Annotated in this window: 16 protein-coding genes; 2 read left to right on the top strand and 14 right to left on the bottom strand. The window is 67.2% G+C overall.

Features of this window, described 5'->3' with window-relative positions; translation table 11 throughout:
• Nucleotides 1–2 precede the first annotated feature (2 nt).
• On the top strand, nucleotides 3–869 hold the full coding sequence (locus BM002_RS17995; protein WP_092784729.1) for an ABC transporter permease: 867 nt from the start codon (nucleotides 3–5) through the stop codon (nucleotides 867–869).
• Nucleotides 866–1720: an ABC transporter permease gene (locus BM002_RS17990; RefSeq protein ID WP_092784726.1), complete on the top strand. Its 855-nt coding sequence runs from the start codon at nucleotides 866–868 to the stop codon at nucleotides 1718–1720. The genes BM002_RS17995 and BM002_RS17990 overlap by 4 nt, the downstream gene beginning before the upstream one ends.
• Before the next feature lie 171 nt (nucleotides 1721–1891).
• On the opposite strand, the gene BM002_RS17985 is transcribed toward BM002_RS17990, so the two are convergent.
• The 14 genes from BM002_RS17985 to BM002_RS19390 all read right to left on the bottom strand — a co-directional run bounded on the left by BM002_RS17985 (nucleotide 1892) and on the right by BM002_RS19390 (nucleotide 23798).
• Nucleotides 1892–3217 (bottom strand): sensor histidine kinase, encoded by a 1326-nt coding sequence (locus BM002_RS17985; protein ID WP_092784723.1) that lies wholly within the window; start codon nucleotides 3215–3217, stop codon nucleotides 1892–1894.
• Nucleotides 3214–3873 carry a response regulator gene (locus BM002_RS17980; RefSeq protein ID WP_092784720.1) on the bottom strand — a complete coding sequence of 220 codons (660 nt, stop codon included), beginning with the start codon at nucleotides 3871–3873 and terminating at the stop codon, nucleotides 3214–3216. The genes BM002_RS17985 and BM002_RS17980 overlap by 4 nt, the downstream gene beginning before the upstream one ends.
• Before the next feature lie 68 nt (nucleotides 3874–3941).
• Nucleotides 3942–4337 (bottom strand): diacylglycerol kinase, encoded by a 396-nt coding sequence (locus BM002_RS17975; RefSeq protein ID WP_092784717.1) that lies wholly within the window; start codon nucleotides 4335–4337, stop codon nucleotides 3942–3944.
• Nucleotides 4334–5995 (bottom strand): phosphoethanolamine transferase, encoded by a 1662-nt coding sequence (locus BM002_RS17970; protein ID WP_092784715.1) that lies wholly within the window; start codon nucleotides 5993–5995, stop codon nucleotides 4334–4336. The genes BM002_RS17975 and BM002_RS17970 overlap by 4 nt, the downstream gene beginning before the upstream one ends.
• A gap of 84 nt (nucleotides 5996–6079) precedes the next feature.
• Entirely contained in the window at nucleotides 6080–6448 is a 369-nt protein-coding gene (locus BM002_RS17965; RefSeq protein WP_092784712.1) for a type II toxin-antitoxin system VapC family toxin, read from the bottom strand.
• Nucleotides 6449–6688, bottom strand: a complete 240-nt coding sequence (locus tag BM002_RS17960; protein WP_092784709.1) for a type II toxin-antitoxin system Phd/YefM family antitoxin — start codon at nucleotides 6686–6688, stop codon at nucleotides 6449–6451.
• A 92-nt stretch (nucleotides 6689–6780) separates the two neighbouring features.
• A complete protein-coding gene (locus BM002_RS17955; RefSeq protein ID WP_092784868.1) occupies nucleotides 6781–7545 on the bottom strand; it encodes a hydroxypyruvate isomerase family protein in 765 nt (254 codons plus the stop codon).
• A gap of 37 nt (nucleotides 7546–7582) precedes the next feature.
• Nucleotides 7583–9655, bottom strand: a complete 2073-nt coding sequence (locus BM002_RS17950; protein ID WP_139212416.1) for a serine/threonine-protein kinase — start codon at nucleotides 9653–9655, stop codon at nucleotides 7583–7585.
• Nucleotides 9648–10427 (bottom strand): PP2C family protein-serine/threonine phosphatase, encoded by a 780-nt coding sequence (locus BM002_RS17945; RefSeq protein ID WP_092784865.1) that lies wholly within the window; start codon nucleotides 10425–10427, stop codon nucleotides 9648–9650. Before BM002_RS17945 ends, BM002_RS17950 begins: the two co-directional genes overlap by 8 nt.
• Before the next feature lie 13 nt (nucleotides 10428–10440).
• Nucleotides 10441–11031: a type VI secretion system-associated protein TagF gene (tagF, locus tag BM002_RS17940; protein ID WP_175484959.1), complete on the bottom strand. Its 591-nt coding sequence runs from the start codon at nucleotides 11029–11031 to the stop codon at nucleotides 10441–10443.
• A complete protein-coding gene (gene tssM, locus BM002_RS17935; RefSeq protein WP_092784700.1) occupies nucleotides 11028–14654 on the bottom strand; it encodes a type VI secretion system membrane subunit TssM in 3627 nt (1208 codons plus the stop codon). Before tssM ends, tagF begins: the two co-directional genes overlap by 4 nt.
• Nucleotides 14651–16327, bottom strand: a complete 1677-nt coding sequence (gene icmH / locus BM002_RS17930; protein WP_092784697.1) for a type IVB secretion system protein IcmH/DotU — start codon at nucleotides 16325–16327, stop codon at nucleotides 14651–14653. The genes tssM and icmH overlap by 4 nt, the downstream gene beginning before the upstream one ends.
• 36 nt (nucleotides 16328–16363) lie before the next feature.
• Nucleotides 16364–17695: a type VI secretion system baseplate subunit TssK gene (tssK, locus tag BM002_RS17925; RefSeq protein WP_092784694.1), complete on the bottom strand. Its 1332-nt coding sequence runs from the start codon at nucleotides 17693–17695 to the stop codon at nucleotides 16364–16366.
• 106 nt (nucleotides 17696–17801) lie between these two features.
• Complete coding sequence (locus BM002_RS19390) at nucleotides 17802–23798, bottom strand: hypothetical protein (RefSeq protein WP_217641182.1); 5997 nt, start codon at nucleotides 23796–23798, stop codon at nucleotides 17802–17804.
• Between the last annotated feature and the right edge of the window lie 20 nt (nucleotides 23799–23818).

Genomic DNA, 23818 nt, shown 5'->3' with positions numbered 1-23818 from the left:
CGATGCGGGCCGATGCCTCTCGTCTCGGGTTCTACCTGCTGCTGGCGCCGATCCTGCTCTGGCTGGTCGTTCTCATCATCCTGCCGCACATCGGCCTCTTCGTCGTCTCGATCAGCGAAAAGGTGGGGCCGCGCGAATACGAGACCGGGTTCGCCAACTATGCCGCGTTCTTCACCGAACCGCTCTATTGGCGCACCTTCGCGCGCACGGCGATCATGTCGATCGCGGCGACGGCCCTGACCCTGATCCTGGGCTTTCCCATTGCCTATTACATCGCCAAGCTGACCCGGGGTCGCACCAAGACGACGCTGTTTTTGATGTGCATGATCCCGTTCTGGGTGTCAGAATTGGTGCGCACCTTCGGGTGGATGATCCTGCTGCGCGAGACCGGGGTGATCTCGAACGCGTTGCAATCCCTGGGTTTGGTCAGCGGGCCGGTCGAGCTGCTCTACAACGACGCGGCGATCATGGTGGGGCTGGTCTATACCTCGATCCTGTTCATGGTCGTCCCCCTGGTCACCACGCTCGACAGTCTCGACGACAGCCTGATCGAGGCGGGCTATGATCTGGGGGCCAGCAGCACGGCGGTGATGCGCGAAATCGTCATCCCCCATGCGATGCCCGGGATCGTGTCGGGCTGCATCGTCGTGTTCATGCTGTCGCTCGGGAATTACCTGACGCCCATCCTTCTGGGCGGCAAGGACAGCCTGTGGTTCACGGGCATGATCTATACCCAGTTCATCACCCGCTTTAATTGGGAGCTCGGGTCCGCCTTCGGCTTCCTGTTGCTTGCCCTGTCCTCCCTGGTGATCTTCGTCGGCCTGAAACTGTCGCGCCAGTCGCTGACCGACACGATGGGGCGCGCATGATCCCCACGGTGCCGCAACCCGCCTTCGCCAAATGGTGCTACCGGGCCTATGTCACGGCGTTTTTCGTCTATCTGGCGCTGCCGCTGACGGTGGTCTGCGTCTTTGCCTTCAACAACAGCGTCTTCCCGTCGCTGCCCTGGGAGGGGTTCACCCTGGCCTGGTTCTTCGGCACCGAGGCCCCCTTCGTCGGGGTCTTCAACGAACGCTCGATCCTGCGGTCCATCGGAACCTCGGCCTTCGTGGCGACCTGGGTCGCCGGGCTGGCGGTGGCCGTGGGCACCTGCAACGCCTTCCTGTTCGTGCGTCACGATTTTCGCGGCAAGTCGCTCCTCTACATGCTGATGTTGCTGCCGCTCATCATTCCGGGCGTAGTCCTCGGCATTTCAATCCTGGTGTTTTCCAGCTCTGTCGCCAACACGCTGGAGGACGCCACGGGCCTGTGGTTCGACGGGTTGCGCCCCGGCCTGATCCTGGTGATCCTGGGGCAGTTCTCCTTCATCACCACCTTCGCCACGCTGGTGATCTCGGCTCGGCTCGAGAAGTTCGACCCAAGCCTCGAGGAAGCCGCCCTGAACCTTGGCGCCAGCAAATGGGGCGCGATCCGCCAGATCACCCTGCCGTTCCTGCTGCCCGCCATCGTCGCCTCGGCCGTGGTCGCGATCCTGATGAGTTTCGAGAACTTCAACACGACGCTGATGCTCGTCGGGTCCGACTCGCCCCTGACCATCACGATGTTCGACAAGCTGAAGCAAGGCTCGACCCCGGTCCTGAACGCGGTGTCCCTGCTCCTGATCCTAGCATCGGCGACCCTGGGCCTATTGTCGCTGCTGTTTCAGGGCAAGAAGCGGTAGTATCGGCCAAAAGCGGTTTTACATAACTGCCATTATTGACGTGTCGATTGCGCCCGGTGCGCGCCGGAGCGTCAAGGGACGCCGGAAGTTCGAACGCAGGAAACGGGGCGCCGCGACCCGCAAAGAAGCCGTGCCACCCCGCTACAGGACGACCGAGGCCAGATCGTCGGCTCACCCGGGGCGCGCAACAGTGAATGCCGCTTCGAACATCGGGGTGTCGCCCTGAAGGGACACGTCAAGGCGTCCGCCTGCCTGGCGCGCGATGGTGTCTGCGATATGCAGGCCAAGACCGAAGCCCGCGCCCGCCCGGTTACCGCGCTGGAACCGCCGGGTGAGGGTCGCGGGGTCGGCCTCCGTCAGTCCGGGCGCAGGGTTGGCCACGCGAAGCGTCCCGTCGCCGGCAAGCGTCACCGTCACCTGCGCGTCCCCGGGCGCGTGGCGCAGACCGTTCTCGATCAGGTTGCCCGCCACGATGGCCCAGGCATCGGGGTCGATCATCGCCGCCACCGGCCCCTGTGGCAGCGTGGTGACGATGCGCCCCGCTTGACCGGGGTCGCGCAAGACATCGTCCAGAACATGACCGAGCAGCGCGACCAGATCGTCCGTCCGCCCCGCCCCGATCCCGGCATCGGCGCGGGCCAATTGAAGCAGGCGCGCCACCAGATCCGACATCCGGTTCAGCGTCGCCTCCACGCTTTGAATGCGGGTCAGCGCGCCGGGGTCCGCCGTCTCGGTCCGCAGGCGCTGCACTTGGGCCAAGGCGATGGCCACGGGCGTGCGCAATTCGTGCGCGGCATTTGTGGCGAAGGCCCGCTCCCCGTCGAGCGCGGTGCCAAGGCGCTTCATCAGCCCGTTCAGGCTGCTGGTGATCTCCTGCAATTCGTCGGGCAGCCCTTCGACCACGACCGGGTCGAGCCGCCCTTCGCCCCGGTTCGCGATCTCGGCGCGCAGGTCGCCCAGGGGGCGCAGTCCGGTCTGAACGATCCAGCTGACCAGAAGGTAGGCGAGCGGCAGCATCGCCAGCATCGGCACCACGAAGGCCAGTAGGCTTTCGCGAAAGGCCTCGTCCCGCTCGGCCAGCGGGTCGCCGAAGGTCACGAACCGCCCGTCCGCATCGGGCGCAGTGGTATAGAAGGCATGGGTGCGGGTTCTGCGATAGCCTTCGCGCGGGGCCCCGTCGGGAAGCTCCGCGAGGGCGGCGGTCCCGGACTGAAGGAACACCGTGCCGTCGCGGTCCTGCAACAGATAGACCAGCGCTTCGCCCGCATCCGCCGGTTCCGGGACCGCAGGCAGGCCCGCGCTGGTTCCGTCCTGCCATTCGCTCAGCAGGATCGGCTGGAACAGGATCGCCGTCTCGCGCAGGGCCAGGTCCGAAAACTCATCCTGTTCGGTATGAAGGATGAAGGCCATGAGGCCGGTCGCGACCAGCCAGACCGCCCCGAGCCCCAGACTGATCAGAACGGCGAGCCTGCGCCGCAAACTGCGCCGCGCGCTCATGGTTTGCCCATCCGGTAGCCGAGGCCCCGCATCGTCAGCACCGCTTCCCGTCCCAGTTTGCCGCGCAACCGGCTGATATGGGCGGCGATGGCGTTGCTCTCGACCTCCTCGCCGAAGGCATAGACGACATCCTCCAGATCCGACCGCGAGACGATGACGTCCGGTCTGCGGCTCAGCCGGTCAAGGATGGCCCATTCGGTGCGCGTCAGGACGATCACCTGACCGTCAAGGGTCACACTGCGGTCGGCGGGGACGATGCGCAGCGGCCCGAACTGCCGGTCGCCCCGGCGGTCCCCGTCGATCCGCCGCAGGATGGCGGCCACACGGGCCAGCATTTCGTCAAGGTCATAGGGTTTCACCAGATAGTCGTCGGCCCCCGCCTCCAGCCCGGCAATCCGCTCGGTGATGCGGTCACGCGCGGTGACGATCAGGACGGGGGTGTTGTCGCCCCGGTCCCGCAGGTCGCGCAGCAGATCCAGCCCCTCGCCGTCCGGCAACCGCAGGTCCAGCAGGATCAACGCATAGGACGTGGCCCGGGCGGCGGCCATCGCGGCGTCGAACGTTCCGGCGACATCCACCGCATGACCAACGGTCTGCAGGTGCTCGCTCGCGGCGGCGGCAAGCTCCGCTTCGTCTTCCACCACCAGCAAGCGCATGTTCCATCCGGCCCCGTCTTCGACACCGGACCCTAGACCACCGCGCCACCGAGGTTAAGACCACGGAGTCACCCGAACAGGGCAAGATGGCCCCAGACCACCACCGCAACGAAAAGGACGATGGTGAGGAGGAGGCACATCACCGCAAACGACCCCAGGTCCTTGGCGTTGCGGGCGTATTCCTCCCATTCCGGCGAAATCCGGTCGACGATGCATTCCACCGCCGTGTTCAGCGCCTCCACCGCGAAAAGGATCAGGAACAGCCCGACCAAAGCGGCCAGTTCCACCGGCCCCGCGCCGATGCCCGCCAGCAGGCCAAGGCTCGCCACCAGGGCCCCGACCTCGTGTCGAAATGCCGTCTCGCCCCAGAGGCGGACCATCCCCGCCAGCGAATAGCCCGTGGCGGCAAAGACATGGGCGATGCCGGTGACCCTTGGGGCCACCTTCTGCTCCGGCGCGCTCATCCCTGGGTCACCTGAACCCGGGTCCGGCAGGGGGATGCGATGTCGAGGTCCGGATCGCGCACGTCGGTTTCGACATCCAGAAGCCCCAGAACCGTCGAAAAGAGGTTGTCATGGCTGAGCGCCGCGTCCCGCCCTGCCCCAATGCAGGCCGCGTCCAGGGCCAGCTGCTGTCTGAAGCTTTCCGACATCCACAGGATCATCGGCACCTTCGTCTGAACCTCGGGTGCCATGAAATAGGGCGCGCCGTGCAGATAGAGCCCGCCTTCCCCAAGCGACTCCCCGTGGTCGGACACATAGAGCAGCGACGTGGCCAGCCCGTCCTGCGCCATCAGAAAGTCGATCGTCTCGGCCAGCACCTGGTCGGTATAGGCAATCGTGTTGTCATAGGCGTTGCGGATCTCTTCCTCGGTGCAATCCTTGAACTCCGCCGTCTCGCAGGTGGGGAGGAACCGCGCGAACCCCTCGGGGTAGCGCAGGTGATAGGTCGGCCCGTGGCTGCCGATCTGGTGAAGGACCAGAACCGTGTCCCGGGTGATCGTCGGCACGAAGGCCTCCAGATGCTGCATGAAGATGCCGTCGATGCATTCGCCGGTCGGGCAGAACTCCGCGTTTTCCGAATTGGTGAAAGATCGCGTCGGCACACGCGCCGACACCGCCTTGGACCCGGTGTTATTGTCCCACCATTCAACGTCGAACCCCGCGTGGGTCAGCACATCGAGCAGGTTTTCGTTCGCCAGACCCCGGTCGAAGGAATACTCCGCCCGCCCGTCGCGCGAGAACATGCAGGGCAAGGACACTGCCGTCGCCGTCCCGCAAGAGCTGACGTCGGTAAAGTTGATGACATCGCGTGCGGCCAATTCGGGAGTCGTCGGCACACCATAGCCATTGAGCGCGAAATTCTGCCCCCGCGCCGTCTCGCCCGCGACGATGATGGTCAGGACGGGCTTGCGCGGCGCGTCATAGGTCGGGCCCTTGCGGGCCTCCTGCCCGAGCGGAGCCACGACGATATCGCGCGACCGGTTCATCATCTTCGCATAGCGGATCGTGGCGACCAGCGGTGCGCCGGGCTGAAAACTGCCCATGAAATCCTTCCGCTCCCGCAGGACCGAGGCATAGCTGGCGTAGTTCGTCATCAGAAGCGCCGCAGAGACCGCAAGCCCGCCCAGGAACATCGCCACCGGTACCCCAAGGGCAAAGAGCCAGCGTTGCCGCTGGACCCGCACGAGGAACAGTGCCGCCGCCGGCAAAATCCCGAACAACGTCACATGCGCGACAATCCCGAAGGTCACCAGGTGCTTGGATTCGGTGAAGGTGGTGGTCGCGACGTTCTGGATCATGTCCCGGTCGATCATCACGCCGAGGTTGTCCATGTAGTAGGACGTCGCCGCCGACACGATCAGCAGCGCGGCCAGCGCGGGCCGCACGATCACGCGAAAGCTGAAGACGCCTACGAAGGACACGAGCAGGGCATAGACCGCCAGGCCGAACACGATGAACTGCCCCGGGTGGCCCGCAAAGATGTCGGCCCCCCGCGACCAGAAGGTGCCGTTGTAGGCCAGCATCAGGATGGCCGCGACGATCAGCGATATCACCCCCGCTGGCAGGGAGAGGCGGCGCAGCCCCGGGTCAACAGGGGCGGGTTCGGGTGTGATCGGCATTGGGCCTGGCCTTGTGGTTGCCCGCGCCTCTGATCACATGGATATTATTCGAACATTACGGGTGGCCGAGATCCGCGTCCGATTTCAGGCGACAAGATCCACGCCGTAGGCCGCGAACTTGCCGTCCGACGTGGCGATCGACAGCCCTTCGCAGAGCGCCTGCGCGATCAGCATCCGGTCGAAGGGATCCGCGTGATGCATCGGCAGCGCCGCCGCCGCCTGCGCATGTGTCCATGAGATGGGAAGCGGGCGGCACCCGGCATCGACAGCCACATCGAAGAGCGTATCCGGAACGTCGAGCTTGCCGAGTGCCCGCTTGATCCCGATTTCCCAGACACTGGCCGACGACAGGTAAAGCTCGCCGTTCGAGATGGCGTTCGTTTGTGCCTGGGTCAGACGCGGATCGCGCAGGACCGCCCAAAGCAGCACATGGGTGTCGAGGAGGAGCCGCACCTAGTCGGCCAGGCTTTTCCCGAAAGCGGCGGCGATGTCCGCGTCGCCGTCGAACATGTCGTCGGGCAAGGTAAACGCCCCCTCCATCGCGCCGATCAGAGACCGGCTCACGGGGCGATCCGCCGCCAGGATCCGCGCCACCGGGCGGCCATAGCGCGTCAGCTCGATCGCCTCGCCCGCTTCGGCGCGACGGATCAATTCGGCGAACTGGGCCTTTGCTTCGGCGATGGCGATCTGCATCCTCTGTCCTTCCTGGTTATGACCAACATATAGGTCAGAATGACGGATTGCACAAGACGGGTTCCCGAAAAGGGCTCGGAAGGTCCGGTCCGTTAGCGCAGGGTCGCCATCCAGGCCAGCGTCTCCTCCGTGGGCCGCCCGGGCTTGTACTCCGCCCCAAGCGGCGCGTTGTAGCCAAGGTCGGCGATGACCCCGAAGACATGCGCAAAGTCGATCTCGCCATGGTCCGGCGCTCCGCGATCGGGGACAGAGGCGAACTGGATATGCCCGATGATCGGCAGCAAGTCGGCCAGCCGGTGGCTCAGATCGCCCTCGGTCAGCTGCACGTGATAGCAGTCGAACATCAGCGCAAGGTTGGGGGCCGCCACTTCTTCGATGATCCGGCGGGCCTGATCGGTGGTCTGAAGGAAATAGCCCGGCGCATCGTAGCGGTTCAGCGGCTCGATCAGGATGCCGATGCCGTGGGGTTCGGCCAGCGCGCAGGCATGGCGCAGGTTGTCGACAAAGACGGCATGGGGGGCCTCCCCTGCGGCGAAACCGGCCATGACGTGCACCTTGGCTGCATTGATGGCGGCGGCGTAGGTCACGGCCTCCTCGATGGCGGCGCGCGCCTCGTCCCGACGGTCCGGAATCGCCGCCAGGCCGTTGTCGCCCTTGTCGGGAAAGCCGCGCCTGGTGTTCAGGCCCAACATCGGCAGGCCCGTTTCGGCCAGTGCCGACGCCACCTCGCCGGCCGGCGTGTCATAGGGCCAGTGGCATTCGACGGCCTGAAAGCCCGCCGCCTTGGCCGCGCGGATGGCGTCTGGCAAGGACCGGTCCGTCCAGAGAAACCCGAGGTTTGCCGAAAAGTCCGTCATCGTCCCATCCCTGTGTTTGATGTCGCTGTCGCGTTGGTCAATCGGCGACCGGAGTGGCCGCCGGATCGGGCGCGTCCGGTGCGGGTGCATCCTGCGACGCGTCATCGGTGCCGGGCACCTCCTGCGGCGCCTGTTCCGGGGGTGTCAGCGTGACAAGGGCCAGCGACACGGCGACATCGTCGCCCCGGCGCGCGATTTCCGCGGCGATCAGGGGCAGTAGGTCCTGCGCCGGGGTTCCCCCCGCCGCTGTCGATGCACTGGCCAGCGCGCGGGGCGCGGCAACCGCCAGCAGAAGCTGTCCTGCCGCCTCGCCACCGGGGGGCAGTTCGAGCCCGACCCGAAGGGCGCGGCGGTCACCCACGGCACCGCTCAGCCGGTCGGTGACGTTCCACACGCTGCCATCGGGCGTCACCAGCGCCAGCCAGACCGGGCGGGCCAGCGGGTCGATGATGCGCCCGGTCAAGGCGGTGCCGCTGACCAACGTCTCAACGTCCAGCACCACTTCGAGCGGCGCGCCGCCGTCTGTGCCGGCCTGTGGCGCGACGAAGTCGAGAACCGCGCATTGGGCCGCCGTCAATTCGCGCGCGACCACGTCGGGACGGCTGCCGAAGGCCGCGTCATATGCGTCGGGCAGCGCGGACCAATCGGCGTTCAGGCCGAAGCCTTCGACCAGACCAGACATCGGCCCGGTCGCACGGCGCTGCGCGAAGGCGCAGGAGCCGGCGGGATAGGCGGCGAGGAATCCCTCGCGCGTGTCGCTGGCCGGGGGCGGCGGATCGCCCGGAGTTTCGACGGGGCCCGTCCCCGGCAGGGCAGAGACGGTCTGGCCACCGAACAGACCCTCGCGCCAGCCATAGAACCCGGCCCCGCCCAGGATGCCCGCAAAGAGGATGACGAGCGCCACCAGCAGTTTGCCGGTGTTGCTCGGCTCCACCTCTTCCTCGGCGGCAAGACTGCGCGGCGGCGTGGTCTGACGCGGCGCGACCGGTTGCTGAAACGCGCCGGGCCCGGGCGGCAGTCGCAGGCCTGACCCGGTTTGCGGCGGGGCCGAGAAGGGCGGCGGCGACACGGGCACACCGACCGGGGCCGCCGGTGTTTCGGCGACGGGGGCCGCCGTGTCGGGCCGCTTGTTCAGCATGGCGATCACGGTGGCCATGTCCTTCGGCCGGTCCGCCGGGTCGGGTTGCAGCATGTGCGACAGGATCGGGCGCAATTCTTCCGGCAGGGACGACAGGTCCGGCACCGCGCGGCGCGCCTCGACCGCCTCGACGATGGACGCGCCCATGGGCAGCGCTTCGCCCCGAACCGCCGCCGCGATCAACAGGCCCAGGCCATAGACATCGGTCACCGGCCCGATGGCGCCGTCGTAATGGCCAAGCTGTTCGGGCGAGACGTATTTGAACTTGCCCGCGAATTGCCCCGCCATCGTGCCTTCGGTCACCAGCGGCGAACGGGCGATGCCGAAATCGATCAGCTTGGCCTCCTTGAGGTCGCCGCCGGGCAGCATCACGTTGTCGGGCGACAGGTCGCGGTGCACCACGTCCATCGCATGCGCCTTGCCCAGACCGGACGCCAGCCTGCGCATCAGGCCCCGCGCCTCGGCCACCGTAAGCGGACCACGGTTCTCGACCAGATCCGACAGGGGCGTGCCTTCGATGAATTCCATCACGAGGCAGTAGCGGTTGATCTCGGGATCCTGGACGAAGTTGTAGTAGCGCACGATGGCATCATCGACGAGCTGGCCCAGGGTCCGCGCCTCGCGCCGGAACATCAGGGCGATCTTCTCGTCGTTGGCAAGGTCGGGCTTGACCAGCTTGATGGCCACGGGGTCGTGGGTGAAGACGTTCTCGCCCCGGTACACTTCGCCCATGCCGCCGGCCTTTAGGACGGCGGTAATCTCGTAGTTGTTGTTGATCCGCGTGCCCAGTTTGACGGTGCCATGCGTCGTCCGGGCGGCGGCCGTTCCGGGCTGCGGGACGGGGGGCGGCGCGCCCAGGTCTTCGGCCAGTCGTGTGCGGTCCGGGTCGTCGTCGGCCCAGTCGCTGTCGTCTTCCAGACCCGTGGGCGTCTTCTTCTTGCCGGGGTCTTCGGTGGGGGGCCAATCAGACATCCGGGATGATCCCTTCGAGCGGGACTTCATCGGCATCCTCGGCGATCACTTCGGGGGCCGAGGCCGCGATGGCGATCACGGTGACATTGTCGCGCGCCCCCCGGTCCAGCACATCGGCGACCATTGCGTTGCAGGCCTCTTGCGGCGGCAGGGCTGCCAGATGATGCCGGATCTCGTAGTCCTGAAGATGTTCGGTCAGCCCGTCGCTGCACAAAAGCCAGACATCGCCCGGCTGCACGTCGATCTCCAGCAGCTCGACATGGGGCAGTTCCGTGACGCCGATGGCGCGGGTGATGACGTTGCGGCGGGGATACCGCTCCGCCTCCTCGGGGGTCAGCGCGCCACTGTCGAGCAGTTCATTGACCTCGGTGTGGTCGCGCGTGACCTGGTCCAGATGGCCGTCGCGCAGACGATAGAGGCGGCTGTCGCCCGACCAGAGCGCGCGGGCGCCGTCATCCTGCACCAGAAAGGCGACGACGGTCGCGCCGATGGTGCCAAGCTGATTGGTTGCGGCGTGCTCCCGGATGCCGGTGTTGGCCTGGCTCAGCCGGTCCATGACGCGCCCGACAAGGTCTTCGGCGCTGGCAGGCAGACCGGTGGAGGCCAGCGCATCGACGATCATCCTGCTGGAGACATCGCCCGCCGAATGCCCGCCCATGCCGTCGGCCACGACCCAGAGACCGCTGTCCGGCATGGCAAGGGCCGCGTCCTCGTTGACCTTGCGCAGCAGGCCGACGTCGGTGCGCTCACCGGTCTCGAAGATCAGGTGCATGACTGCGTCTCCATCAGGTGTTCCCCATGAGGAAGCGCAACGCCTCGGGGTTGGGCAGGCCGGGAACCGACAGCCAGAGGGCCGGGGCATCCACGCGCCACCAATGCGACCGCGCCGCCGCCGCCGCCGGGGGTTCCGCCCTGGTGGCGGCCTCCAGCAGGGCCGGGAAATCGCCGTCTTCGTTCAGGGCCCAGACGATCGCGCTGACCGGGGTCAAGGCGTCCGGCCCGATTTCGGGGAACCGCTCGGCCAGGGCTTCGCCTGGAGTCAGCTCCATCGCCTCGATCCCGTCCCAGAGGCTCTGGTCGGCGGGGTCCGGAATGGGCCCCAGATGCGCCAGGATCAGGGGCGATCGGCGTCCAACCCTGTCCCGCGAAAACCGCAGGATTCCGGCCATGGCACAGCCCACCAGGCCGCCGCCGATGGCGAAACGGACCGGACGGGCCGCGTCCCAGATATCGGTCGCATCGCGGATGGTGCCGAAATTCGCGTCGATCCAGGCCTCCAGCACCTCGGCCATGCCGGCGGGCCAGCCGTGACGCAGGAAGTCGCCCCAACCGGGGTGCTTGCCCAACAGGGCCAGAGGCGCGGCACCTTCCGTCATTCGAGCGACGTCGGGCATTGGAAATCGGCCAGTTCGGGCATCAGGAAGGGCACTGTCGTGCTGTCGACCTCGACCTTGTACGTGATGGTGCGCCCGCCGATCTGATGCGTGACCTCTGCCACGTTACCGTTCACGCGGGTCTGTCCCTGACGCAGAAAGTCGATGATGGCCCACCGACCGTCGCCGAATTTCTTGTCCGACGCGCGGCCCGGCTCCTGGGGGTACAGCTCGATCACGACGCCCGCCCCCTCGCCCGGCCAGTCCAGCTTGACCGGCTGGTCGCCCGGCCCGGTCCGCCCCGAGGCGCCGTTGACGTTGATCAGCGCCAGCTCGACCGACGGCGAGCTGCTGACGTGGGTGAAAAACATGCTGACCTGCGGCTCGCTCGAATTGCCGCTGAAGAAGGCAGCGCGGATGGCTTCGGCACGGTCGAACTGACGCAGGGTCTGGGCGTTCAGCCGCTCGCCGACCGGGCTGCCCGGCACCGGCACGATGCCCGAGGCGGTGCGGGTGACGTGGGGGGCCAGCCACTGGCCATAGAAGCGGTCCATCCGACCGCCCGACCCGAAGAACTCGCCGAAGACGCCCGACGAGATGTGCCGCCCGTTGCCGAAGGGATAGAGCGGGGCCACGAATTGCGCGCAGAACTGGGTCACCTCCTCGTTCAGGGCGCGGTTCAGGTCGGACATCGTCGCGTCCTGTGCCACGGCCCGGAATTCGCGGTCCATCTCGTTGAGCCAGCCCGCCAGTTGCGGCGGAAGCGACCCGTTTGACCCGGTGAGCCGGGTCAGCACGGTCTGCAACACCTGCTCGTCCGTGGCCGAGGGCGCGGTGAGGGCCAGGCGGCGATTGTTCCGCAATTCGTCGATGATGCTCAGGATCGCGTCAAGGGGGCGGCTGTTGCGTTCGCCGCGGGCCAGTGCGTGCCACTGCTCGAAGGCGGCGGCGATGCGTTCGACCTGAATGCGCTGTGCATCTTCGGCCACGGCTGATCCGCTGGAGCCCACCTGTTCCTGCGATTTGCCGCGATTGCCCAGGCTGTCCAGAACGACCCGGCTGAACAGGCCCGATTGCTGATAGATGCGGCGGAAAGCGGCATCGCCCATGGAATCGCCCAGACTGCCGCCGTTGGCGGCAATCTCGGCGGGGTCCAACGCGTCGATGATCTCGTAGATGCGGGTCAGGCGGGTCTGTTCCTCGACCGCTTGGGCCAGCATCAGGATGGGCGACGATGTGGTCGACGCAGCACTGCCCAGGGCGTCGAAGCCGGGCGCATCCAGCGCCATGGGCGCCAGCGTCAGCGAGTCCAGCATGTCGTTCCAGACCTGTACGAAATCGCGGCGGTACAGCTGGTGCAACTGCCCTTCGAGGCCCGCAAGCTGACCGTCGTAGTCGACCCGCTCTGCCGCGCTGCCCAGAACCCATTTGTCGTCTTCAAGGCGTTGGCGCGCGTTCGTCAGCTCTTCAAGGAAGAACCCCCAGTACCCCTCGAACGTATAAAGCCCCTGAATTTCGACCGTCTCGATATCGCCGTCGGCGACCTCGAACACTCGCGCGGTGGCGGGGCCCAGACGGTCGGACAGGTCGAAGTCCAGAAGGCCCGCGTTGATCGCGCGGTCGCGGATCGCGGCATAGGCCTGTTCGGCGAGCGGCAGGTCGGTGATGTCCTCGCGCGCTTCGGCGACCAATTCGCTGTCGATCCCGATGGAGATCTGGCGGTCGTCGTCCAGCTCCAGCATCGCCGCCAGATGACCTTCGAGCGCTTCGCGTTCGTCGATCTGGCCGATATCGCTGAAGGTCTGGCGCCAGACTTCGCCCAGATAGGACTGGATGGCCACATCGTCCGACGCGCCCTCCTGCTTCCCGCCAAGGAGCAGGTAGACCTTGAGAAGGCGATAGATGCGCGGCACGTCGCGCGCCAGGATCGCGGCCTCCAGATCGGTCTCGGCCTGAAGGATCGCGCGGGGCCGCAGCATCCGTTCCAGCCCGTCGGAATAGGCCTGCTTGGTGGCGGCGTTCAGGCGGGTGCGCTGACCGAGGCCGATGCCCTCCCACAGTTCCTGTTCGCGCGGATCGGCATAGCCCGCCGTCACGTCGCGCAGCCGGTTGAGCGGCCCGATGATGGGGTTCGGGTCGGGGTCGGTGACCACCGCCTCTTGCAGGCGGGGTTGGGCGACGCCGAAGTAAGATACGGCATCCGCCTCGACCTGGTTCACCAGCGTCGCGTTGCGCCAGAAACTGACGCCGAGCGCGACCATGGCGGCGGCGGTCACCGCCCCCGTCAGGCCCAGACCCAGACCCCGCAGGATGGCGGCGCGGCGCACGGCCTTGGCGTCATGGCTGACCCAATCTCGCTCGGCAAAGATGACCTTGGTCAGCAGATCGTGCAGGAAATAGGACTTCCCCTGCCCCGAAAAGAACGACGGCTGGAACGCGCGGGCATCGCCCCCCTCGCCCCGCGACATGGCCCCCAGGACTTGATCGATGGGCGTGCCTTCCTGCGTGCCGGAGGTGAAATAGAACCCCCGCAGAATGGCGTTCGTCTTGTAGCGCGTCGGCTCGAACACGCGGCGCAGGAAGTCGGTGACGTTCTCGCGCATCAGGGCCATCTGGCCGGGCAGGCCGAAAATGGCGATGCGGCTGACGCCGTCGGGTTCCTCGGACATGCGGTCGATGGTCTCGTCCGACAGGCGGGTCACCAGCTCGTCGAAATGTGCGCCCACTTCGGACCAGGTTTCGGCATTGCGGTCGCGGGTCTGGAAGGTGGCGCCCCAGACGCTCCGCCTGCGCGAGGCCGAGAAGCTGGCGAAATATTCGCGGAATCCCGCGATCAGGTCGGCCTTGGTGAACAGGACATAGACCGGGAAGTCGATCTTGAGCCGGTCGTGGATCTCGGCCAGCCGGGCGCGCACGGTGGCGGCATGGGCGGCGATCTCGGTCTCGGAAGCGTTCATCATGTCCTCGACCGAGAACGACAGGATGACACCGTTGATCGGCTGGTTCGGGCGGCCCTTTTTCAGCAGGTCAAGGAACGCGGTCCAGGACGCGGCATCCGCCTCGGCCCCGCTGTCCTGGGTGGTATAGCGGCCGGCGGTGTCGATCAGGACGGCTTCTTCGGCAAACCACCAGTCGCAGTTGCGCGTGCCGCCGAAGCCTTCGACGGCATCCGGTTTGGAGCCGGGGAACTCGATCCCCGCATTGGCCAGCGCCGTCGTCTTGCCCGCACCCGGCGGCCCGATGATGACATACCAAGGCAGGTCATAGAGATAGGTCGCCCCGCCCGCCTGTTTCAGCGTGGCCAGCGCTTCGGTCATCCGCTCGGCCAGGATCTTGCCGTCGCCCACGGGGGCGCGTTCGACAAGTTGCTCTTCGAGAGCCTCAGCGGCCTTGCGACGTCGGCGCCATTTAACGAACTGCACCGTGAAGATCGTGGTCAGCATCAGCCCGATGACCGTGGCGCGCAGCCAGATCGTCGACATCGGCCACCACGGGATCAGTGGCAGGCCGAACCAGATGGCGAGGCACAGAATGACGAGGCCAAGCCAGATGATCGGACGGCGCAGCCATTTGATCTTCCACAGTCGGCGCGGACTGGGGATGGGGATGATGCCGAAGATCCTCATTGGATGGCTTCCTTCCGGATCAGGATTTCGACCCTGCGGTTGAGCGCGCGGCCCTCGGGCGTCGTGTTGTCGCCGATGGGATCGACCGAGCCCTTGCCCTCCACCTCCAGCCGGTCGGGGTCGTCGATCCCCTGGGCCAGGATGTCGCGCACGGTGATGGCGCGGGCGATCGACAGTTCCTCGTTGGTCTTGAAGGCCCCGCGTCCGTTCGGCGGAATGCTGTCGGTGTGGCCGACGACGCGGACCTCGCCTTCCTCGGCGTTCACGGCCGCGAGGATCCGATTGGCCAGCGGTGTGAAATCGCCGTCGAGGCGGTCGCTGCCCGACCCGAAGCGCAGCACATCGCCAAGGCGCACATAGATGAAGTCGTTGAGCGTCCCGACATCCAGCTCGCCCGAGGCGATCTCGGGGGCGAGGGCGTCGCGGATGCGTTGCAGCTGTGTCGTCTCGGGCGTGGCCAGCGGCACGAAGGCGGCGGGGCGTTCGATGGTGATCGCGGGTTGACCCTGATGCAGGGCGATGACGCCCGATTGCACCGCCGCGCCCTGCTGGTTGAGCAGGGTCGAGAGCGTCAGGAACAGCGCCACGACCATGCCGGCGGCGATGGCCATGACCACCCAGACCGGCAGCCCGCCATAGCGGCGACGCTTGCCGAGCGGCACGGCCTCCCAGGTGACGGAAATGTCGTCGCCGGGGCGGGTCACGACACGGCGCAGCGTCTCGTAGAGCGCAGCACGTCCGCGTTGCAACTCGACCGCGCCGCCGGCACCGGTGCGATACTGACCTTCGAACCCCAGTTGCAGGCAGATCAGCATCAGCTCCAGCACCTCATAACGCTGGCCGGGCGCGCGCATCGCGTCTTCGAGCCTGCGAAAGAAGTTCACGCCCGAGGAGCGATCCTCGAAGAACCGCGCGGACATCCCGTATTGCAGCCAGGCCCCCCGGTCGGTGCCCGGCAGGTTCTGGACGATATCGTCGGCGGTCGCGGCCAGCGCGTATTTCGCCAACTCCGCGTCCTGCGGCGCGACACCGCTTTCGAGCGCGCGCCGTTCGAACCGGTCGATTTCGCGGGCGGTATGTTCCAGGAGCGGCTGGCTCTGCATCTCGACCAGGCCGGTGCGCAGACGTCCGAGCAGGATCAGCATGTCGCTGGCCGCGCGCACGATGGCGTTGCGCACGGCGGTCTGCGCAAGGCCCGAGGGCTTCAGCGCCGCCTCGAGAGAGATGCGCGGAGCGACGCGCTGCGGCGCGGCCTGCTGCTGCGCCAGTTCGGGGAACATCCCGTTGTTGGACTGCGCGCCGCCGAAGGGCGCGGGCTGACCGTAGGGTTGGGGTTGGGACGGATAGGGCTGATGCGGCGGCGGATAGGGCTGCGCCTGCGGAGGGTACGGCTGCTGCGGCGCCCAGGTATTCCCCTGACCCTGCGGCGGATAAGCACCCCCGCCGGCGGGCGGCAAGGCCCCGCCGAGCCAGGTGTCTTCGGCAGGGGGCCCACCGGCCGAGCGAACGCCACCCGGCCCCGGCGGCAGGGCGCCTCCGATCACGGTCCTGTCGCCACCCCCCGCAGGGGGTGCCCCGGCACCCGGACGGGGCACGGCACGGGGCGCGTCACCGGGCTTGGGCAACGGTTGCCCGAAGACGGTGCGGTCCTTGTCGTCGTCAGGCCCGGCCATGGGTCGTCCCCCTCGATGGTGCAGCGGTTGTCGTCGTCACAGGTTGTCCGGTACGGCCCAGAGTTCCAGTCGCAGGTCGGGCCAGGTGCCCGCAAAGTGCATTCCGACCGCCGGCGCCACGCTGAATTCGCGCCACAGATCGGTTGATTTGTCGAACACGAAATAGACCTTGCTGGCGACCACGCGAATGTGGCGCGGCGGGTTCGGCAGATGGACCAGCCCCACACCCGGCAGGTTGTTGTTGATGATCTCTTTCATCCGCGTCGACGGGCCGACCTTGCAGAGCTGCGGGAACTGCGCCTGGATCTGGGTGAGCGGCAGGTTCGCCCCCACCTCGACCACGAAGGTCGCACTGGCGAACAGCTGGCGATCGTTGACGATGGCGGCATAGCTGCCCTGGCGCACCTCGCGCAGCGGCAAACGCACGGCACGTCCCACGTCGCGGGCCAGCAGACGCTGGATGTCGGCCACGACCGGGCCGAAGACCGTCTTGGCGTCATCGTGGTCATAGGCGGCATAATCGGCGGCGCGGCGTTCGCCCTGATCGAAGGTGGCCAACTCGCCGGCCAGCGATACCAGACGCTCGAACAGGCGTTCGGGATGGATCACCTTGCTGGAGGCGAAGTGGCGCAGAGCCGGCAATTCGCGGTTCAGAACCATGAGCATCAGATAGTCGGTCGCCTGCATCCCGCCGCCCGACGACGGGTCCGAGGCATAGCGGGACAGCGCATCCAGCTTGCCCTCGATCCAGCCGATCACACGGCTCAGGTATCCGAGGTAGACAGGATGCACATCCAGCGTCAGCGCCGTGGGCGGCACCGTGTCGTCGAAGGCCACGATGCCGTTGCGCACCTCGGCGATGCGCGCCAGCGGCAGGCATTGGTATCCGGTCCGGGGCGTCTTGCGCAGCGACAGCTCCAGCCGGGGATGGGCCAGTTCCAGGCTCTGTTCGATCCGTCCCGAGGCGGCGTTGTCGACCACCGTTTCGGGCGCGATCTTCCAGCGGGTCGCGTCGGCCCCCTGCCCCATGCCGACTTCGCGGCCGCTGACCGACACGTCAGGCAGCGACAGCCAGACCGTCAGGCCGGCGGCATCGTCGGGCACGGGGATCGGGTCGGGCAAGGGCGACACGCCGGGCGCATCGAAGGGCGTGCCGTCGGGCATGATGCCCACGGCGGCGCGCAGGCCGAGTTTGCCCTGTTGGGCCAGATCCCGGTCGATCTTCATCTCGACCAGACCCCAGGGATAGGGCGTGGCCAAGGCGGTGCGCGCCCTGAGCTGAGCTTCGTGATAGCGGTCGGCCTGTTGCAGGTGCTGCGGCTGCAGAAACAGCCCTTCCTGCCAGGCGACCTTGCTGAACCAGGACATCGTTCCGCCTTTCGTCGCGTCCCCGAACCGCGTCCGGGGGGTCTGTCCAAACCATGCGGCCCCGGTCGAGGGGGGTCAAGACCACCCCCGACCCGGGCCATGGGTTCTAGAACTGCAGGCGGACCTGCGCGGTGATGCCGACGCTGTCGAGGCGGTCGGACAGACGGCCATCGAGACGGACGGAGCCGTTCAACTGCCGGGCCGGTCCGACCTGACCTTCGTTGAGGATCCGCACGTAGTTGAGGCCCACGCTGACTTCGCTGTAATCGCCCAGATTCTGGACCGATACGGCTTCCGATCCGCCGACCCCGTCGAAGAACGTGGAATTCAGATCATCCGAGAAATCACCGTAGTAGGTGGCCGTCCCGAAGTAGGTCAGCGCGCTGCGCTCGTCGGGGGCGATCTGGGTCCGGGCAAGGCTGGCCCCGACGAACCCGATCTCGGTTTGCGTGTCCTCGAACGTGACGCGACCGCCGCCGGCGAACTGAACGTCTTCGGTGCTCAGCTTCGAGAAGGCGAAACCGGCCGTCGGCACAAATACCCAACCGGCGTTTTCCGGACCGAAGGGCAGAACATAGCTGACCGAACCGCTGAGTGTCTGACCGTCACTGTCGAAGTCCTGATCGAGAACGCCGACACCGCCACCGGGCACGAAGCTTTCCGTGCTGAGGTTGAACGACGTCTTTTCGATCCGGTACTGCAGGTCGGCAACGAACGGGCCCTTGGCCGCAGCGACATAGAGCGCGGCATAGCTTTGGCCGAAGTCATTCGCGATCGTCGCCGTGATCTGGCTCGGATCGATCGTGCCGGTCACCGGATCGAACCCGAAGACGTTCTGAGCGACCGTGCCGGTCGTATAACCGGCCGTTGCGCCATAGGTGACGTCGAACCCGGCCAGGCCGCCGTCGACGCAGCCGAAGTCGGCGCCAAGTTGCAGACCCCCATAAGTCGCCTCGAGCGCGTTGCTGAAGCTGCCGAGCGAGCTGTTGACGCCGCCGTTCGCATTCGCGCTACCACCGATCACGCGGCTCCAGGCGCCGATGCTGCAGGCGTCGCCGTCCGGGGCCACAAGTGCGCTCACGAAGGGCGAGCTCGGGCGGTTCACCACCTGCCCGATCAGGGACTGCGTCAGGCTGATCGTGCCCGACAGACCGCCCACAGCCGGGTTCACGGCGCTGACGACGAAGGTGTCCTCGCCCCGCGCTTCGAGCCGGTAGACAAGCGCGCCGAAGCCCGCGACGACTTCGGGGTTGAAGGTATAGGAGTTGGCGAAACCGTCATCGGCGTCGATCACCAGAATCCCCGCGGCGTTGAGCGCACCCGGGATGCCCTGCACACCGAAGGACAGCGTCACTTCGCCGGTCAGCGCCCCGCCCCGCACCCGCAGGAAGTCGGAATGGATCCCGCCGGCACCACCCCCGGAGCCGTCGCTCAGGTCGATGTCGAACTGGAGCGTGGCGTTGTCGATGTTGAGCGGCCCGGTGACGTCCAGCACGCTATACGTCGCCGAGTCCTGCCGAAGGCTGGTCACCGACCCGGCTGCGAAGGTCGTCCCGCCGCTCAGGAAAAGGTCGCCCGAAGCCGAGAGAGTGCCGTCCTGAAACAGGCCGCCGCTGAAGATCGCGCCGTCGGCCGTCACGATGCTGCCGGTGTTGATGACGTTGTTGCCCACCTCGCCCGCGACATTCAGCCTGTCGAGGTTGGTGATCGTGCCGCCCGCTGTCCGCGCGGCCACGCCAACGGTCAGGATCTCGTTGTTGACGAGGCTGCCGAAGGTCAGGGTCCCGCCCGTCACATCGAAGATGCCCGAGTTCGTGATGATCCCCGAGACGCCCAGGGTTCCCGTCACATCCACGACACCGGACATCGCCAGATTGTCGAACGCGCCGTTGACGGACCCGCCCGTCAGGGTGGCCGTGCCCCGGTTGGTAAAGGTGTCGTCGCCGTCGCCGATCGTTCCCGCCGACGTCATGACGCCACCGACGGCATTCAGGACATCGCCGTCGATGGACCCGGTCCCGGCAACGGTCAGATCCCCCCGGTTGACCGCGGTGCCGCTGACGTTACCGACCACGGTGGCTTCGCCGCCGACCTCGTTGATCAGGTCGCCGTCCAGATCCCCGTTCAGGGCCGCCGTCCCGTTGGTCACGCGCAGGGTGGCCGTGGTCAAGTCCGCGCCTGCGTCGATGGCGAAGGTCCCGCTGGTGGTGACGGTTGCCGCACTTGCCGAGCCGTCGACCGTCAGCGTGCCGCTGTTGTCGATTGCGCCCGACACGCTGCCCGCAACATTGGCGGTCGCGTCATTGTCGAGCAGGCCCGTCAGCGCGCCGTCGAGGTCGAGCGTTCCCGCCTCGTTCGACAGCTCTGCGGTGACGAGCGTTCCGGCTCCGTCGATGACAAGGTCGCCCCGGTTGGCAAAGTTGCCATTCGCGGTGGCGAGGCCGGTGACGCTCATCTGGTCTTCGTTCGCGGTGTTGCCCGAAATCGTGGCGCCTGCCTCCAGCACAGTCGTCCCGCTCTGGTTGGTCAAGTCGCCTGTCAGGTTGCCCGAGAAGTCGAGCGTCATCCCGTCGTTGGTCAGGGTCGTGGCGGTCACGCTGCCGTCGATGTCGGCCATTCCCGTGTTCGTCACGGTCGCGGCCGTCACGCTGCTGGCCCCGTCCACGGTCAAGATGCCGCTGCTGGTCACATCGCTGACGGCGACAACGGTGCCGCCGGTCACGGCGAGGGTGCCCCCGTTGGTGACGCTCTGCGCATCGAGGCGGTTGCCGACGGTCAGGCTCCCCGTGCCGATGGTGGTCACGGCGTCGCCCACGACCAGATCACCCGACGTGGATGCGCCGGCATTCTGGATCGACAGATCGGTTCCGATGTTGCCCGCGAGTGTCGCGGTGCCGCCTGTGATCGTGACCGATTGGTCGACGCTGCCGGTCAGCGCCAGACTGCCGCCGGTCGAGTTCAGGTCGCCCGTGACGGTGCCGGCAACTGCGGTGGTGCCAGCGGTATCGAGATCGCCGTCGATCCGGCCATCGACCGTCGCCGTGCCGGCCTGAACGTCCGTGTCTCCGACAATCTCGCCGGTCGTGCCCACGGTCAGGGCGCCGGTGCTCAGCACCACGCCCGCAGGATCGGTGACCAGAAGGGTGGTGCCGTCCGAGACGGTCAAAGCCCCGCTGTTGTCGACCGAACCCGCATCCACGTTCGCCGTGGTGACAAGGGTCGTGTCATTATCGAGCGCACCATCGACGTCGAGCGCGCCGGTCTGGGTGACCGCAACGCCCGCGCCCAGGGACAGGTCGCCGTCGACGTCGCCCGCGAGGCTGGCCGACCCGCCCGTCACGCCCAGGTCGCCGGTCACGGTGCCCGTCAGCGCCACCGACCCGCCCGTCGACGAGACATCGCCGTCGACGATGCCCGCAACCGTCAGCGCGCCGCTGTTGGCAAGCGCGCCCGCCGGATCGGTGATCGTCAGCGTGTGGGGGCCGTTGATGGTCAGGGCACCGCTGCTGTCGACGCTGCCTGCGTCCACATTGGCGGTGGTGGTGAAGGTCGTGTCGTTGTCGAACGCGCCATCCACGTCCAGCGTGCCGGTCTGCGTCGCCGTGACACCCGCCGACAGCGACAGGTCGCCGCCCACGGTGCCTTCGACATCGGCGGTGCCCGCCGTCACGCCAAGGTCGCCGGTGACCGCGCCGGTCAGCACGACCGATCCGGCAGAGGAGGTGACATCGCCGTCCACGGTGCCCGCGACCGTCAGTGCGCCGGTGTTGCCGACTTCGCCGGTCGGCGTCGTGATGGCGAGGGTGGTGCCGCCCGAGACCGTCAGGGTGCCGCTGGTATCGACATCGCCCGCGTCCAGGTTGGCGGTGGTGGTCAGGGTCGTGCCATTGGTCAGAAGTCCGTCGACGTCGAGCACCCCAGTCTGCGTGGCCGTGACGCCCGCCGCCAGGGACAGATCGCCGCCCACGTCGCCCTCGAGCGTCGCTGTGCCTGCGGTCACGTCGAGGTCGCCGGTGATCTCTCCGGTCAGACCGACCGAGCCCGCCGTCGAAGCGACATCGCCGTCCACCGTGCCCGCAACCGTCAGCGTGCCGGAGTTGGCCAGAACTTCGCCCGGATCCGTGATGTCGAACGTCAGCGTGTCGCCAACGGTCAATGTGCCGGTGTTGACGGCGCTCCCCGCATCCACATCCGCCGTCAGGACAAAAGCTGTCCCGTTGGTGAAGGCCCCGTCGACGTCGAGCACGCCGGTCTGCGTGGCTGTGACGCCTGCCGCCAGCGACAGGTCGCCGCCCACGTCGCCCTCGACCGTTGCGGTGCCTGCGGTCACGTCGAGGTTGCCGGTGATCTCTCCGGTCAGGCCGACCGACCCGGCAGAGGATGTGACATCGCCGTCCACAGTGCCCGCAACCGTCAGTGCGCCGGTGTTGCCGACTTCGCCGGTCGGCGTCGTGATGGCGAGGGTTGTGCCGCCCGAGACCGTCAGGGTGCCGCTGCTATCGACATCGCCCGCGTCCAGGTTGGCGGTGGTGGTCAGGGTCGTGCCATTGGTCAGAAGGCCGTCGACGTCGAGCACGCCGGTCTGCGTGGCTGTGACACCCGCCGCCAGGGACAGATCGCCGCCCACGTCGCCCTCGAGCGTCGCTGTGCCTGCGGTCACGTCGAGGTCGCCGGTGACCGCGCCCGTCAGGCCGACCGAGCCCGCCGTCGAAGCGACATCACCGTCAACCGTGCCCGCCACCACAAGGGCGCCGGTGTTCGCGACAGTGCCGCCGACGCCCGTGATCTCGAGCGTGTCGCCCGTGTCGACGGTCAAGCTGCCGCTGGTATCGACGGTGCCCGCAAAGACGTTGGCCGTGGTGACGAAGGTGGTGTCGTTGTCGATGGTGCCATCGACGTCCAGCACGCCGGTCTGGGTGACGACAACGCCCATGGCCAGATCCAGATTGCCGGTGATGTTGCCCGCCAGATCAGCCGTTCCGGCCGTGGCGTTGACGTCTCCGGTCACGGTGCCCGTCAGCGCGAAAACGGCCGAGGTCTCGACGTTGCCCACGACTTCCCCGCCCACGGTCAGGTCGCCGGAGCCGGTATTGCTCACGCCGGCCGCGGCGGTAACGGTGCCTGTCACATCCATGATCGCAGTGTTGGACACACCCGTGCCACCCACGATCGAGGTTCCGTCGAACGTCAGCGTCGCCCCGTCGCTGTTCGTCACGCCGCCAGTGACGTCGCCGCCGATTTCGGCCACGGCGGCCGAACCGCGGTTCGTCAGGCTGCCGGTCACGGTGCCGTCGAGATCAAGTGTGCCTTCGCTATCGATGTCCGCGGCGATCTCGCCGCCGGTTGCCATCGTGATGCTGCCGGTATCGGCGTTGTCGACCAGGGTGAAATTGTTGACGAGGCCCGTTCCCTCGATGTCCAGGGCGCCGTCGTTCACGAGGCTGATGGCGCCGTCGCCGGACAGCGTCCCGGCAACGGTCAACATGCCCGTATCGGTGTTGCGGGCCTCGCCGGTGGCGGTGGTGGTGGTCATCGCGCCGACCGTGAAGGTGCCCGAGTTGACGAAGCCGCCATTCGCGTCGACGTTGCCGCCGGTGGTCATCTCGCCCTCGTTGGTGATCTGGCCGGTCACCACGAGGTTTCCGGTATCCGTCACGACCCCGTCCGCAGCGACTCCCAATTCCCCGCCAATGGTTCCGGCCAGGGTTGCGGTGCCGTCAAGCACCGTCACATCCGCGCTGACACCGCCGTCGAGTTCGAGATTCCCCGAAGACTCCACGCTGCCGGTCACGGTGCCGTCGATCAGCGCCGCGCCCATGGCGTCGACCGTCACATCGCTGGTCAGCGCGCCGTCGAGATCGAGCGTGCCGCCCGCCTGGATCGTCGTGCCGTCACGCACGTCCAGCGCATCGCCGCCGGCGACGGTGACCGTGCCGCCCGATGTCAGGCTGCCGTCGATTTCCGACAGAAGACCCGTCGCCGTCACGTCGCCCGACCCGAAGATGTCCCCGGTCAGGACCGTGGCTGTCGCGCCGTCAAGGGTGACCGTGCCGCTGTTGTCGATATCGGCATCAAGGTTCCCCGCGATGTCGATGGTCCCCACGGTGTCATTGACGATGTTCC

The organism is Jannaschia pohangensis (genome assembly GCF_900113875.1).
Lineage (GTDB): Bacteria > Pseudomonadota > Alphaproteobacteria > Rhodobacterales > Rhodobacteraceae > Jannaschia > Jannaschia pohangensis.
The sequence above is the reverse complement of the archived record's forward strand: the minus strand, read 5'-3'. Positions and strand labels throughout refer to the sequence as shown.